General features: G+C 75.6%; 13 protein-coding genes. 9 read left to right on the top strand and 4 right to left on the bottom strand.

Features of this window, described 5'->3' with window-relative positions; translation table 11 throughout:
* The first annotated feature begins 92 nt into the window (after positions 1 to 92).
* Positions 93 to 1178, top strand: coding sequence for an AbrB family transcriptional regulator (locus WJX68_RS14190; protein WP_340290852.1), 1086 nt, complete (start codon positions 93 to 95; stop codon positions 1176 to 1178).
* A 7-nt stretch (positions 1179 to 1185) separates the two neighbouring features.
* Here WJX68_RS14190 and WJX68_RS14185 read toward each other — a convergent pair whose 3' ends face one another.
* The gene (locus tag WJX68_RS14185; protein ID WP_340290850.1) at positions 1186 to 2070 is read right to left on the bottom strand and encodes a TroA family protein; all 885 of its coding nucleotides are present in this window, start codon (positions 2068 to 2070) and stop codon (positions 1186 to 1188) included.
* A gap of 42 nt (positions 2071 to 2112) precedes the next feature.
* On the opposite strand from WJX68_RS14185, the gene pgm reads away from it, so the two are divergent.
* Both pgm and ppgK read left to right on the top strand, forming a co-directional pair.
* Positions 2113 to 3756 carry a phosphoglucomutase (alpha-D-glucose-1,6-bisphosphate-dependent) gene (gene pgm, locus WJX68_RS14180; protein ID WP_340290848.1) on the top strand — a complete coding sequence of 548 codons (1644 nt, stop codon included), beginning with the start codon at positions 2113 to 2115 and terminating at the stop codon, positions 3754 to 3756.
* Between the two features lie 14 nt (positions 3757 to 3770).
* Positions 3771 to 4517 (top strand): polyphosphate--glucose phosphotransferase, encoded by a 747-nt coding sequence (gene ppgK, locus WJX68_RS14175; RefSeq protein ID WP_340290846.1) that lies wholly within the window; start codon positions 3771 to 3773, stop codon positions 4515 to 4517.
* Positions 4518 to 4520: 3 nt separating this feature from the next.
* Here ppgK and WJX68_RS14170 read toward each other — a convergent pair whose 3' ends face one another.
* Entirely contained in the window at positions 4521 to 6008 is a 1488-nt protein-coding gene (locus WJX68_RS14170) for a carboxypeptidase regulatory-like domain-containing protein (protein ID WP_340290844.1), read from the bottom strand.
* Positions 6009 to 6128: 120 nt separating this feature from the next.
* Here WJX68_RS14170 and WJX68_RS14165 point away from each other — a divergent pair, with 120 nt between their 5' ends.
* The gene (locus WJX68_RS14165) at positions 6129 to 6758 is read left to right on the top strand and encodes a TetR/AcrR family transcriptional regulator (protein ID WP_340290842.1); all 630 of its coding nucleotides are present in this window, start codon (positions 6129 to 6131) and stop codon (positions 6756 to 6758) included.
* Here the strand turns inward: WJX68_RS14165 and WJX68_RS14160 are convergent, their stop codons facing one another.
* On the bottom strand, positions 6759 to 7304 hold the full coding sequence (locus WJX68_RS14160) for a dihydrofolate reductase family protein (protein ID WP_340290840.1): 546 nt from the start codon (positions 7302 to 7304) through the stop codon (positions 6759 to 6761).
* Between the two features lie 71 nt (positions 7305 to 7375).
* Positions 7376 to 8857, bottom strand: a complete 1482-nt coding sequence (locus WJX68_RS14155) for a mannitol dehydrogenase family protein (RefSeq protein ID WP_340290838.1) — start codon at positions 8855 to 8857, stop codon at positions 7376 to 7378.
* Between the two features lie 228 nt (positions 8858 to 9085).
* Here WJX68_RS14155 and WJX68_RS14150 point away from each other — a divergent pair, with 228 nt between their 5' ends.
* From WJX68_RS14150 to WJX68_RS14130, 5 genes are read left to right on the top strand one after another with little or no spacing between them, the layout of a single operon-like run.
* Positions 9086 to 10009, top strand: coding sequence for a TetR/AcrR family transcriptional regulator (locus WJX68_RS14150; RefSeq protein WP_340290836.1), 924 nt, complete (start codon positions 9086 to 9088; stop codon positions 10007 to 10009).
* Positions 10006 to 10911, top strand: coding sequence for a beta-keto acid cleavage family enzyme (locus WJX68_RS14145; RefSeq protein ID WP_340290834.1), 906 nt, complete (start codon positions 10006 to 10008; stop codon positions 10909 to 10911). The genes WJX68_RS14150 and WJX68_RS14145 overlap by 4 nt, the downstream gene beginning before the upstream one ends.
* On the top strand, positions 10904 to 11869 hold the full coding sequence (locus tag WJX68_RS14140) for a 3-hydroxyacyl-CoA dehydrogenase NAD-binding domain-containing protein (RefSeq protein WP_340290832.1): 966 nt from the start codon (positions 10904 to 10906) through the stop codon (positions 11867 to 11869). Before WJX68_RS14145 ends, WJX68_RS14140 begins: the two co-directional genes overlap by 8 nt.
* A complete protein-coding gene (locus WJX68_RS14135; RefSeq protein WP_340290830.1) occupies positions 11866 to 12327 on the top strand; it encodes a thioesterase family protein in 462 nt (153 codons plus the stop codon). Before WJX68_RS14140 ends, WJX68_RS14135 begins: the two co-directional genes overlap by 4 nt.
* Positions 12328 to 12379: 52 nt before the next feature.
* Complete coding sequence (locus WJX68_RS14130; RefSeq protein WP_340290828.1) at positions 12380 to 13930, top strand: ABC transporter substrate-binding protein; 1551 nt, start codon at positions 12380 to 12382, stop codon at positions 13928 to 13930.
* The last annotated feature ends 3 nt before the right edge of the window (positions 13931 to 13933 follow it).

Below are 13933 nucleotides of genomic sequence, written 5' to 3'. Positions count from 1 at the left end.
GGCGGAAGTCGTTCGCTCGCCGCAACGACCACGGCCGGTCCCGGCGCGCCGCAGTACGCCTGTCCCATTTACCCTCGGGGGGTGATCCGTCGGTGACCGCCCGCCCCTCCCCCGCCACGTGGTGGCGCTGGCCGCTGCTCGCCGCGCTGACCGCCGCGGCGACGGCCGGGCTCGCCGTCCTCGACGTCCCCTCGCCCGCGCTGTTCGCCGGGCTCGCCGTCGCCACCGTGCTGGCGCTGTCCGGGCTCGGGCCCGCGCGCGTCGCCCGGCCCGCGACGTCCGGGGCGCAGGCCGTGATCGGCGTGGTCATCGGGCTGCTCGCCCGCCCGGAGACCCTGGCCGCCGTGGCCGGGGAGTGGCTCCCGGTCCTGCTCATCAGCCTCGGCACGCTGCTGGTCAGCATGGCCTCGGGCCTGCTCATGGGGCTGCAGCGCGGGGTGACGCCGCTGACCGGGATGCTCGCCCAGACCGCGGGCGGCGCCTCCGGCCTGGTCGCGATCACCCGCGAGCTGGGCGGCGACGAGCGCACCGTCGCCGTCATCCAGTACCTGCGGGTCGGGCTGGTCACCGCGACCATGCCGGTGGTGGCGGCGCTCGTCTACGGCGCGCAGCCCGGCGCCCCCGCCGTCGCCGCGACGGGCACCGCGGCCCCCGCGCCGTGGTGGGTGGGGCTCGCGGTGACCGCGGTGTGCGTCGTGGTCGGTGTCCCGCTGGGCCGTCTCGCCCGGGTGCCCGCCGGGTCGCTGCTCGGCCCGATGGTCGTCGCGCTGGTGCTGAGCCTGGCCGGGGTCTCCGCCGGCGCCGCCGTGCCGGTGCCGCTCGTCGACGTCGCCTACGCCGTGATCGGCTGGCAGGCCGGCCTGCGGTTCACCCGGGCCGCGCTGGCCACCGTCGCCCGGGTGCTGCCGCTGGCGACCGCGCTGATCCTCGCCGTCGTCGCGGTGTGCGCGGGGCTCGGGCTGCTGCTGTCGGAGCTGACCGGGATGACCCTGCTGGAGGGCTACCTCGCGACCACCCCCGGCGGGATCTACGCGGTGCTCGCGACCGCGATCTCCTCCGGCGTCGACGTCACCTCGGTGGTCGCGGTGCAGGTGCTGCGGGTGGTCCTGATGCTGCTGGTCGCGCCGTGGGTCGCCCGCCTCGTGGGCCGCCACGCCGGCGCGGGCGCGCGCCCCTGAGCCGCCCTCACCCGCGCACGGTCGCGACCCGCCCCGGGGGCGGGGCCGGCACCGCACCGGGGTGCAGCAGCGACGCGATCGCCTCCACGCCGTCGACCAGCCGGGGCCCGGCCCGCACCACGTAGGACGCCGAGTCGATCGCGTGCACCGCGACGCCGGGCGGGAGCCGGTCGAGCACCGCCCCGGCCTGGGCGACGGCGTCGGCCAGGCCGAACCCGCACGGGGCGACGAGCACGGCGTCGCAGCCCACGAGGTCGTCCGGGCCCGCGACGGTGCTGCGCCCGCCGGGCGCCGCGGCCACCGGCACCCCGCCCGCGGCGGTGACCAGGTCGGGCACCCAGTGCCCGGGCAGGAACGGCGGGTCGGTCCACTCCAGCACCAGCACCCGCGGCGCCGGGCGGCCCGCGACGGCGGCGGCGACCGCGGCGAGCCGGGCCCGCAGCCCGTCCACGAGCGCCGCGGCCCGGTCCGCGGCCCCGGCGGCGGCACCGACGTCGGTGACCGCGGTGAGCACGTCACCGAGGCGGCGCGGGTCCAGCGACAGCACCCGGGCCCGGGTGCCCAGCTCGGCCTGCACCTGCGCGACGGTCGACCCGGGCAGCGCGCACACCGCGCAGAGGTCCTGGGTGAGGATCAGCTCCGGGTCCGCCGCGGCCAGCGCGGCCCGGTCCACCTCGTAGAGCCCCAGCCCGGCCGCGGCGCGCTCGCGGACCGCCGCGTCGATCGCGGCGGGGTCCCCGCCGGGTGGCAGCGCGGTGCCGACGAGCACCGGCACCCGCTGCCGGATCCCCGGCGGGTCGTCGCACTCGAAGGTCACCCCGACCAGGTCACCGGCCAGGCCGAGCCGCCCGGCGATCTCGGTCCCGGCCGGGAGCAACGACGCGATCCGCACGGACGAGAGCGTAGGCGCCCCCCGTGTAGAAGGATGTCGCCCATGACCGTGCACGACCGCGCCGGCACCCCGGCCCGCCCCGAGGACCTCGTCGACGTCGACGCCCTGCTGGCCGCGTACGCGGGCACCCACCCGGACCCCGCGGTCGACGTCCAGCGGGTCGCGTTCGGCACGTCCGGGCACCGCGGGTCGGCGTTCACCGCGACCTTCAACGACGACCACATCGCCGCCACCAGCCAGGCGATCGTCGAGTACCGCGCCGCGCAGGGCACCGACGGGCCGCTGTTCCTGGGCCGCGACAGCCACGCGCTGTCCGAGCCGGCCTGGCTGACCGCGGCCGAGGTGTTCACCGCCAACGGGGTGGACGTCGTCGTCGACTCCCGCGACGGGCTCACCCCCACCCCGGCGATCTCGCACGCCGTCCTGGGCGCGAACGCCGGCGGCGGCCCGCACCCGGCCGACGGCGTGGTCGTCACGCCGTCGCACAACCCGCCGGCCGACGGCGGGTTCAAGTACAACCCGCCCGACGGCGGCCCGGCCGGCACCGAGGCCACCACCTGGATCGCGAACCGCGCGAACGAGCTGCTGGAGGCCGGGCTCGCCGGGGTGCGGCGCACCGCGTTCGACGCCGCCGCCGCGCACCGCTACGACTACCTCGGGACCTACGTCGGCCAGCTCGACCAGGTGCTGGACATGGCCGCGATCCGCGACGCCGGCGTCGTGATCGGCGCCGACCCGCTGGGCGGCGCCTCGGTGGACTACTGGGGCGAGATCGCGCAGCGCTGGGGCCTGGACCTCACCGTGGTGAACCCGGCCGTCGACCCCGCGTTCGGGTTCATGACCCTGGACTGGGACGGGAAGATCCGGATGGACTGCAGCTCGCCGTACGCGATGGCGTCGCTGCGGGACCGGATGAGCGCCGAGCCGCCGCCGTTCGTCATCGCGACCGGCAACGACGCCGACGCCGACCGGCACGGCATCGTCACCGCCGACGGCGGGCTGATGAACCCCAACCACTACCTGGCGGTCGCGATCGGCTACCTGTTCGCGCACCGGCCCGGCTGGCCGGCCGCGGCGGGGGTGGGCAAGACCGCGGTCAGCTCCTCGATGATCGACCGGGTGGCCGCCGACCTCGGCCGCACCCTGGTCGAGGTGCCCGTCGGCTTCAAGTGGTTCGTTCCCGGCCTGCGCTCGGGCGCGATCGGCTTCGGCGGCGAGGAGAGCGCCGGCGCGTCGTTCCTGCGCCGCGACGGGTCGCCGTGGAGCACCGACAAGGACGGCCTCCTGCTCGCCCTGCTCGCCTCGGAGATCACCGCGGTCACCGGGGCCACCCCCAGCGAGCACTACACCCGGCTCACCGGGCGCTTCGGCGCCCCGTCCTACGCCCGCACCGACGTCGCCTGCTCCCGCGAGGACAAGGCGGCGCTGGCCCGGCTGGACGCCGGTGCGGTCACCGCCACCGAGCTGGCCGGCGACCCGATCACCGCCCGCCTCACCCGCGCCCCCGGCAACGACGCCCCGATCGGCGGGCTCAAGGTCGTCACCGACGGCGGCTGGTTCGCCGCCCGCCCGTCGGGCACCGAGGACGTCTACAAGGTCTACGCCGAGAGCTTCCGCGGCGACGAGCACCTGGCCCGCATCCAGTCCGAGGCGCGGGACGTCGTCGCCGCCGCGCTGGGCTCCTGAGAGGATCGCCGACCGTGAGCACGCACCATCACCTCGGACTCGGCATCGACATCGGCGGCTCCGGCATCAAGGGCGCCCCCGTCGACCTGCACAAGGGCCGGCTGGCCGCGGAGCGGGTCCGGATCCCGACCCCGCAGCCCTCGACGCCGGAGGCGGTCGCCGGGACCGTCAAGGAGATCCTCGACGAGTTCGACTGGAACGGGCCGTTCGGCTGCACGTTCCCGGCCGTCGTCCAGCACGGGGTCACCCGCACCGCGGCCAACGTGGACGAGCGCTGGATCGACTGCGACGCCGCGGCCGTCCTGCGCCGGGTCACCGGCCGCGACGCGCTGGTGGTCAACGACGCCGACGCCGCCGGGGTCGCCGAGGCCGAGTTCGGCGCGGCGGGCGTGGGCGACGGCGTCGTCCTCGTCGTCACCCTGGGCACCGGCATCGGCTCGGCGCTGATCAACCACGGGCACCTGGTCCCCAACACCGAGTTCGGGCACCTGGAGATCGACGGGTTCGACGCCGAGTCGCGCGCCGCGGACTCGGCCCGCGAGCGCGACGACCTGGACTGGGAGCAGTGGGGCGAGCGCCTGACCCGCTACTTCACCCACGTCGAGAACCTGCTGTGGCCCGACCTGATCGTGGTCGGCGGCGGGGTCAGCAAGAAGTTCGAGAAGTGGTCCCCCCACGTGCACACCCGCACCCGGATGGTCCCGGCGGGGCTGCTGAACGAGGCGGGCATCATCGGCGCGGCGCTGCTCGCGCACCGGTGAGGCTCAGGCGGTGGGCGTCCCGGCGCCCGCCGCCCCCGCCGTGACCCGCTCGGCCGGCGGCGCCGGTGCCGGTCCCCCGCCGTCCCCGGCCGGTGAGCCGAGGACGAAGCTGCGGTGCGACACCGCTCCGCGCACGCGCAGCCGCTGCGACACCGGCCCGTGCCCGGGGGCGGACACCAGCACGGTGATCCAGGCGTCGTCGCGGCCGCGGACGGCGAACCGGCCGTCCTCCGAGCCCGCGGCGACGTCGACCTGCCGTCCGGCGTGGTCGACGACGGTGACCCGGGCCCGCGGCACGGGTGCGCCCCCGCCGTCGACGACCCGGCCGATCAGGGTCGGCACCGGGTGGGCGAGCAGTCGGGCGTCGGCGAGGGAGTCCAGGTGGGCGCCGCCGACGGACGCCTCGTCGGCGACGGCCTCGGCGATGCGGTGCTCGCGCGCGGCGTCGAGCGCACCGTCGGCCCGGCCGTCGGCTCCGTCGGCTCCGTCGTCCGTTCCGTCGGTGTCCTCGGTGCCCTCCCCGGCGGCGCGGCGGTCGCGCCACGCGCCGAGGGCGACGAGCAGCGCCCCGAACGCCCACCAGGCCAGCAGCCCGAGGATCGGTCCGGCGATCGCGGTGGAGTCGAAGTACAGGATCCCGCGGGCGGCGTCGATGGCCTGCCCCAGCGGCATCACGTGGTGCAGGACCTGGAAGAACGCCGGCACCATCTCCTTCGGGATGGCACCGCCGGAGGACGGGATCGACATCAGCACGAACAGGCCCATCGCGACCCCGGGCAGCGCCCGGCGCACGAAGGGGGCCAGCCCGAACGTCGTCCACGCCACGGCCTGCGACAGCAGGAACCCGACGACCAGCACCGCCGGGTGGAACGGGATCGCCTGGATCGAGGTCCCGATCGCCCAGCACACGAGCGTCGCGAACAGGCCGAACCCGGCGATCGCGGTGAGCTTGGTGCGCCGCGACAGCGCCGTGGCCTGCATCATCATCATGACCGCGATGTAGCCCGAGATGTTGCAGGCCATCGCGATGTAGAACAGCGAGGTGCCGAACCCGTCGCCGGGCGCGGTCGGCGCGAGGTCCACGACCTGCAGCGGGGCACCCGAGCCGGTGGACAGCGGCGAGAAGATGCCCTGCAGGATCTGCACGAGCTGCAGGCCGTCGGCGCGGGCGATGTAGAGCGTGTGCCCGGCGGGGTCGTAGCCCGCGACGACGTCGCGGTGGAAGATCGCGTCGCGCACGGCACCGGCGCCGCCGATGGGTGTGACCTCGAACCCGCCGGGCGAGACCCGGCCCAGCTCGGCGCCCACCGTGGCCGCGGCCTGCTCGCCGACGACCGCCACCGGGATCCCGTGCGGGGCCGGGGCGTGGAAGGGCAGCAGGTAGAACAGCATGAACCCGAGGACGAAGAACGCCGGGAACCACAGCGCGAGCGCGAGGTCCTTCGCCGTGCGTGTCCGGGTGCCCTCGGCCGTGTCCGCGTCCTGCGCCACGAGCCCTCCTGTCTTGCGTCGTGCAATAGTTGGTAGTGCTCACTACCGTACGCGGTGGCTGCAGGGACTGCACGACTGCACGACGCGCAGCGACGGACCCGGGAGCGGAGAGGTGGAGTGATGATCGGCGAGGTCCTGACCGACCAGGAGGCGCGCTGCCACGGGCTGCGCGCGCGCAAGAAGATGCGGACCCGCCAGGCGCTGCGGGCCGCGGCGCTCGAGCGCGCCCGCGCCCAGGGCCCGGACGCGTTCACCGTCGAGGAGATCTGCGCCGACGTCGACGTCGCACCGCGGACGTTCTTCAACCACTTCCCGTCCAAGGACGCCGTGCTCTTCGACTGGGACGCCGGCTCCCTGGAGGAGCTGGCCGCCGAGGTCCGCGACCGCCCGGAGACCGCGCCGCTCGCGGCCGCGACCGCGGTGCTCGGCGAGGTCGCCGAGGCCCTCACCACCAGCCCGATCTGGCACGGCCAGCTGGAGCTGCTGCGCACCCACCCCGAGCTCTCGGCCCGCATCGCGCACGTCGGGCGCACCGTGGAGCAGACCGTCGCCCGCGCGCTGGCCGAGCGCGACGGGGCGCCCGTCCCCGGGGTCACCCACCTCGTCGCGGCGGCCGGGGCGATGGCGGTGCTGCAGGTGACGGTCAGCGCCTGGCTGGGCGACCCGCACGGCCGCGACGCCCGCCGGGTGCACGACGAGGTCCTCGCGACCGCCCGTGACGCCTTCGCCGCGCTGCCCGCACGCGGGTGATCAGGTGATCGGCGGGCCGTAGCTCAGCCGGACCACGCCGTTGCCGTAGGCCTCGGACTCGCGCAGCCGCAGCGGCACCCGGTGCCCCTCGGCGAACAGCCGCAGCCCCGCGCCGAGCGAGACCGGGTAGACGAACAGGTTCAGCGTGTCGACCAGGCCGTCGTCGAGCAGGGCCCGGACCAGGGTGACGCTGCCGGAGACGTAGATCCCGCCGTCGGTGTCGTCCTTGAGCCGCTGGATGCGCGCCGGGTCGTAGGGCCCGAGCACCGTCGCGTTCTCCCACTCCAGCGGGTCGCGCAGGGTCGAGGTCACGACGTGCTTGGGCGCGCCGTTGAAGAACGCTCCCCCGGACTCGACGTCGTGCCCGCGGGCCGACCAGGCCGGGTGGAACATCTCGTAGGTGACCCGGCCGAGCAGGATCGCGGCGTCGGTGAGCCGCCCGATCGCCTCGCCCATCTCGTCGGTGAAGCCGTAGTCCGCGGTCCATGAGGGATCGGAGACGACGCCGTCGAGGCTGATGAACTCGTGCACGTCGATGGTGCCCACTGTGGTCTCCCGGGGTCGTGTGCGCAGGGTGTCAGAGGGTCCGACCGCGCGGCGGCCGCGGACTCATCGGTTCACGCGAGATCGGCGACGGTGGCCGCCGCCCCGCGCGCCCACAGCGACTCCAGCGCGCGGCGGAACGCGCCGGCGAACCGCTCGTCGGCGCCGAGGTCGCCGAACACCCCGCGGTGGGACAGGAACGAGCCCGGGGTGTCGCGCTCGGCGCGGGCCAGCGCGGTCATCTCCTCCGCGAGCCGGTCCTGCTGGGTGATCGGCTCGCCCTGCTCGTCGGCACCCTCGGCGTAGCGGCACCACCCCGCGACGACGGCGGCCGCCCGGTCGACCGGTCCGCCCGCGGCGAGCTGCTCGCGCACGACCGGCAGCAGGAAGATCGAGATGCGGTCGGAGCTGCCGTAGTTGATCCGCATCAGGGTGTCGGCGACGCCGGGGTTGGCGAAGCGCTCCAGCAGCGTGTCCTTGTAGGCGTCGAGGTCGATGCCGGGGACCGGGCGCAGCGTGGGGGTGGCCTCGTCGTCCATGTAGCCGCGCAGGAACGCCGCGAAGGCCGGGTCCCGGGCGACCTCGTGCACGTAGCGGTGCCCGGCCAGGTAGCCGAGGTAGCCCAGCGCCTGGTGGGTGGCGTTGAGCAGGCGCAGCTTCATGAACTCGTAGGGCACGACGTCCTCGACGACCTGCACGCCGACCCGCTCGAACTCCGGGCGGCCGGCGGCGAAGTGGTCCTCCAGCACCCACTGGGTGAACGGCTCGCACACGACCGGCCAGCCGTCGCGCAGGGCGAAGCGCTCGGCGAGCGCCTCGCGGTCGGAGTCGGCGGTGGCCGGGGTGATCCGGTCGACCATCGAGTTCGGGAACGTCACGTGCTCGGCGACCCAGGAGCCGAGACCGGCGTCGTGCAGCCGGGCGACGCCGGTGACGACCCGGCGGGCGGTGTCGCCGTTGCCCTGCATGTTGTCGCAGCTCATCACGGTGAGCGGGCCGGTGCCGCGCTCGCGGCGCCGGGCCAGTGCGGACACGAGCAGCCCGGACGCGCCGCCGGGCGCGCGGCCCTGCGCCATCGCGGCCAGGTCCTCGGCGATCCCGGGGAAGTCCGGGTCGAACTCGCCGGTCTTCTGGTCGATGGCGTAGCCGCCCTCGGTGATGGTCAGCGAGACGATGCGGGTGTCGGGGTGGGCGATCCGCTCGACGACGGCGTCCGGGTCGTCGGGCGCGTAGAGGTAGTCGACCAGGGAGCCGACCACCCGGGGGGCGAGCGTGCCGTCGGCCTCCTTCAGCACCAGGGTGTAGAGCCCGTCCTGGGCGGCCATGACGTCGCGCATGCGGTCGTCGGAGGCGAGCACTCCGACCCCGCAGATCCCCCATCCGCCGTCCCCGCCGGAGGCGAGCAGCGCGTCGGCGTACATCGCGAGGTGGGCCCGGTGGAACCCGCCGACCCCGAGGTGGACGATGCCGGCCCGCACCCCGGCGCGGTCGTAGCCGGGGACCTCCACGCCCTCGATCCCGTCGGTCCAGATCCCGGCCTCGTCCAGCGAACGCATGCTCCCCCTCGCACGTCCCCCGCACCCCGCGGCGCTGTCGGGTCCGGGTGACCCTACCGTCCCGCGGGCGCTGTGGCCCGCTCGCGCGCAAGCGGTTCCGCGAGCGGCACCTCGCCGGCCGGCCGACCGGCGCACCGGCCGGGACGGCGTCACACCCGGGTCGCTGCGCTGCACCGATGCGAAACCGTTGCTTGCGATGTTCGCAAGTCCCGGCCTACGGTCGCGGCGATGACCGACCTGCGCGCCGCCCGCCCCGCCGACGAGGCGGTCGCCGTGCGGGTGCGCGAGCTCCTGGCCCGCGACGGCTGGACCCAGCGCCGCTTCGCCGCCGCGATCGGGCTGGAGGAGACGAAGCTGTCGAAGTCCCTGGCCGGCCGGCGCCGCTTCGCCGCCGACGAGCTGGTGCGCATCGCCGACGTCACCGGCGAGACCGTGACCCGGCTGCTGCACGGTGCCGACCCGGGCCGGGCCCGCACCGCCGCGCCCACCGGCGCGGCCGCCGCGGCCGGGCGTCCGGACCCGGTGCCCGACGGCGACACCGGCCCGCAGGGCACCCGGCGCCGCATCCTCGACGCGGCCTGGACGCTGATCGCCGACCAGGGCTACCACCGCGTCCGCACGGCCGACGTCGCGCGGGCGGCGGGCACCTCGACCGCGGCCATCCACCACCACTTCCCGACCCGCTCGGAGCTGCTGGACTCCGCGCTGCGCCACAACGTGCGCCTGGCCTTCGACCGCCAGGTCGCCGAGCTCGACGCCGTGGCCGACCCGCACGCGCGGCTGCTGCGGCTGATCGAGCTGCAGCTGCCCGACGGCGCGCTGCTGGAGCGCGAGTGGTCGATCTGGATCCAGGTGTGGGCCGAGTCCGCGATCGACCCGGCCCGGCGCGCCCTGTACTGGCACGCCTACGACCGCTGGTTCCGCAGCATCGCGATGACCCTCGCCGAGGGCGCCGCGGCCGGGGTGTTCGTGCCCGACGCCGCGGAGCACACCCGCCGGCTCACCGCGCTGATCGACGGCCTGGGCATCCAGGTCATGGCCCGCACCCCCGGCACGTCGGTCGCGCAGATGCGCGCCGACCTGGCCGGGTTCCTCGACCGGGCCGTGCTCCGCGGCCCGGGCGGCCCCTCCACGGGAACGGAGAACGGATGAGTCCTGACAGCCACCGCGACGTGATCGTCACCTGCGCGGTGACCGGTGCCGGGGACACGGTGGGCCGCAGCCCGCACGTCCCCGTGACGCCCGCGGCCATCGCCGCCGACGCGGTCGCCGCGGCCCGTGCGGGCGCCGCCGTGGTGCACATCCACGTGCGCGACCCCGAGACCGGCAGCCCGTCGCGCGCGGTCGAGCTGTACCGCGAGACCGTGACCCGCATCCGTGACGCCGGCGTCGACGTCGTCCTGAACCTGACCGCCGGCATGGGCGGTGACCTCGTGCTCGACGCCGAGGACCCGCTGAAGCCGGTGGACGGCACCGACCTGGTCGGCGCCCTGGAGCGGCTCCCGCACGTCGAGGAGCTGCTGCCCGACATCTGCACGCTCGACTGCGGCTCGCTCAACTTCGGCGAGGGCAACCAGCTGTACGTGTCCACCCCGGACATGCTGCGCACCGGCGCGCGACGGGTGCAGGAGCTGGGGGTGAAGCCGGAGCTGGAGATCTTCGACACCGGGCAGCTGTGGTTCGCCACCGAGCTGGTCCGCGAGGGCCTGATCGACGCCCCGCCGCTGTTCCAGCTGTGCATGGGCATCCCCTACGGCGCCCCGGCCGACCCCGGCGTGCTCGCCGCGATGGTGGCCCTGCTGCCCGAGGGCGCGAACTTCGCGTCGTTCTCCATCGGACGCGACCAGCTGCCGTGGGTGGCGCGCTCGATGCTGGCCGGCGGGCACGTCCGCGTCGGGCTGGAGGACAACCTCTACCTCGCCCGCGGGGTGAAGGCCACGAACGCCCAGCTGACCGAGCGGGCGGTGACGATCGTCGAGGACCTCGGCGGCACCGTCGCGACCCCGGACCGGGCGCGGCAGATCCTCGGGCTGCGGGAGCGGGCCGGTGTCTGAGCCGCGCGCGCCCCACGAGATCGCCACCGTCGCCTGCATCGGGGCCGGGGTCATCGGCGGCGGCTGGGCGGCGTACTTCCTGTCCCGCGGCCTGGCCGTGCGGGCCTGGGACCCCGGGCCCGGCGCCGGGGACCGGCTGCGCCGCACCGTCGACGCGGCCTGGCCCGCGCTGACCGAGCTGGGGCTGGCCCCCGGCGCCGACCCGCAGGCGATCACGCTGCACCCGACCGCGGCCGAGGCCGTCGCGGGGGCGGACTTCGTGCAGGAGAGCGCGCCGGAGGACCTGGAGCTCAAGCGCTCGCTGCTCGCGGAGCTGGCCGCCGCGGCCGGGCCGGGGGTGGTCGTCGCCTCCTCGACCTCGGGGTTCCCGATGTCGGACATGGCCGTCGCCGCGGCCGACCCGTCGGCGCTGGTCGTGGGGCACCCGTTCAACCCGCCGTACCTGATCCCGCTGGTGGAGGTCGTCGGCGGGCGCGACAGCGCGCCGTGGGCGGTCGACGCGGCGGCCGCGTTCTACCGCCACATCGGCAAGTCGGTCATCGAGATGACCCGGGAGCTGCCCGGGTTCATCGCGAACCGGCTCCAGGAGGCGATCTGGCGCGAGGCGCTGCACATGGTCGCCGCGGGCGAGGCCACCCCGGAGGAGATCGACCGCTCGATCACCGACGGGCCGGGGCTGCGCTGGCCGGTCCACGGGCCGTGCCTGACCTTCCACCTCGCCGGCGGCGAGGGCGGGATGGCGCACATGCTCGACCACTTCGGGCCGTCGCTGAAGGCGCCGTGGACCCGGCTCGACGCCCCCGAGCTGACGCCGGGGCTGCGCGACGACATGGTCGCGGGCGCCGGGCGCAGCGCGGGCGGGCGGCCGATGGCCGAGCTCGTCGCCGAGCGCGACCGGGCGGTGATCGCGGTCCGCCGCGCCGTCGCGGCCGCGCGGGCCGCCGGGGACCGGGCGTGAGCCGCCCGGCGGTGCACCACGACGTCGTGCGTCCGGAGTGGATCGACTACAACGGCCACCTGTCCGAGCCGTACTACGTGCTGGTGTTCGGCGACGCGACGACCGCGCTGATGGAGCGCACCGGGATGGACGCCGGCTACCGCGACGCCACCTGCTGCTCGCTCTACACCGTCGAGGCGCACGTGCGCTACCTGCGCGAGATCGGCCCCGGCGCGGACCTGGAGGTCACCACCCGGGTGCTCGGCCGCGACGCCAAGCGGCTGCGGCTGTGGCACGAGCTGCGCAGCGGCGGGCGGCTCTGCGCGACCGAGGAGCTGATGTGCCTGCACGTCGGCCCCGAGGGCACGGTCCCGTTCCCAGACGGGGTGGCCGCCGAGCTCGACGCGCTGCTCACCGACGCGCCCGAGCCCGAGCACGCGGGTCGTGCGGTGCAGGGGGTGGCCCGGCCCCCGACCTGAGCCCGCGACCACGGTCCCGCGCCCGCGGGGCCCGCCACGAGGAGACCACGTCATGATCAGCCCGACCGGCGCGCCGCTGTCCCGGCGCCGCCTGCTCGGCGGCGCCGCGGGGCTCGCCGCGGCCACGGCCCTGGCCGGCTGCGGCGGCCCCGCCGCGGCCCGCGAGGCCGGACCACCGCGACGCGGCGGCGTGCTGCGGGTGGGGGTGACCGGCGGCGGCTCGTCGGACACCCTCGACCCGCACAGCCCGGCCACCAACCCCGACATCGCCCGCACGCTCAGCCTCTACGAGCCGCTGCTGCACTGGGACGACGCCTACACCCTGCAGCCGGCCGTCGCCGAGTCGGTGACCCCGGAACCCGGGGCGCGGGCGTGGACGGCGCGGATCCGCGCCGGGATCACGTTCCACGACGGGCGCCCGGTCACCCCCGACGACGTCGTCGCCACCTTCCGGCGGATCACCGACCCGGACGACCCCAAGTCCGGGGCGTCGCAGTTCGGGATCCTCGACGACGTCGTCGTGGCCTCGGACTCCTCGGTGCGCTTCGTGCTCTCCGAGCCCTCACCGGTGTTCGACCAGTACCTCGCCGAGTACTCCTGCGGCATCGTCCCGGCGGATTTCTCGCTGGAGGACCCGGTCGGGACCGGTGCCTTCCGCTACGCCTCGTTCACCCCGGGCCAGCAGAGCGCCTTCGTCCGCCACGACGGCTACTGGCGGCCCGGCCAGCCCTGGGTGGACCGGCTCGAGCTGATCAACTTCTCCGAGGACGACGCGCGGATCAACGCGCTGCTGTCCGGCCAGGTCGACGCGATCGACCAGGTCCCGCTCTCGCTCACCGAGGTCGTCGGGTCCTACGACTCGGTGCGGCTGCTCACCTCCGAGACCGGGTCGTGGCTGCCGTTCACCCTGCGCGTGGACGTCGCCCCCTTCGACGACGTGCGCGTGCGTCAGGCGCTGCGCCTGGTCGCCGGGCGCGGCGAGCTGGTCGAGCAGGTGCTGTCCGGGCAGGGCGCCGGAGCCGTCGACCTCTACGCCCGCTTCGACCCCGAGTACCTCGACCCGGCCCGCGAGCAGGACCTGCAGCGCGCCCGGGACCTGCTGGCCCGGGCCGGGAAGCCGAACCTGTCGCTGGAGCTGGTCACCTCCCCCATCCAGGCCGGCACCGTCGAGGCCGCCCAGGTGTTCGCCACCCAGGCCCGCGCGGCCGGGATCGAGATCGGGCTGCGCCGGGTCGACACCTCGACCTTCTTCTCCGACCAGTACCTGCAGTGGGAGTTCGCGCAGAGCTTCTGGAACACCCGCAACTACCTGCCGCAGGCCTCGCAGTCCTCGATGCCCGACTCCCCGTTCAACGAGACCCACTGGGACGACGCGCAGTACCAGTCCGTGGTCCGCCGGGCCCGCTCCGAGCTGGACCCGCGGGTGCGCGCGCAGCTCGTGCGGGCCGCGCAGCGGATCGAGTTCGAGCGCGGCGGCTACCTGATCTGGGGCTTCCCCGACCGGGTCGACGCCCACCAGGCCTACGTCGGCGGGCTGGTCCCCAACCGGACCGGCCTGTCGCTGTCGGGCTACGAGTTCCGGAAGGCGTGGGTGAGCGCATGAGCC

It is taken from the genome of Pseudonocardia spirodelae, assembly GCF_037727765.1.
Classification (GTDB): domain Bacteria; phylum Actinomycetota; class Actinomycetes; order Mycobacteriales; family Pseudonocardiaceae; genus Pseudonocardia; species Pseudonocardia spirodelae.
Note: the sequence above shows the minus strand (reverse complement) of the source record. Positions and strands in the feature narration are given on the sequence as shown.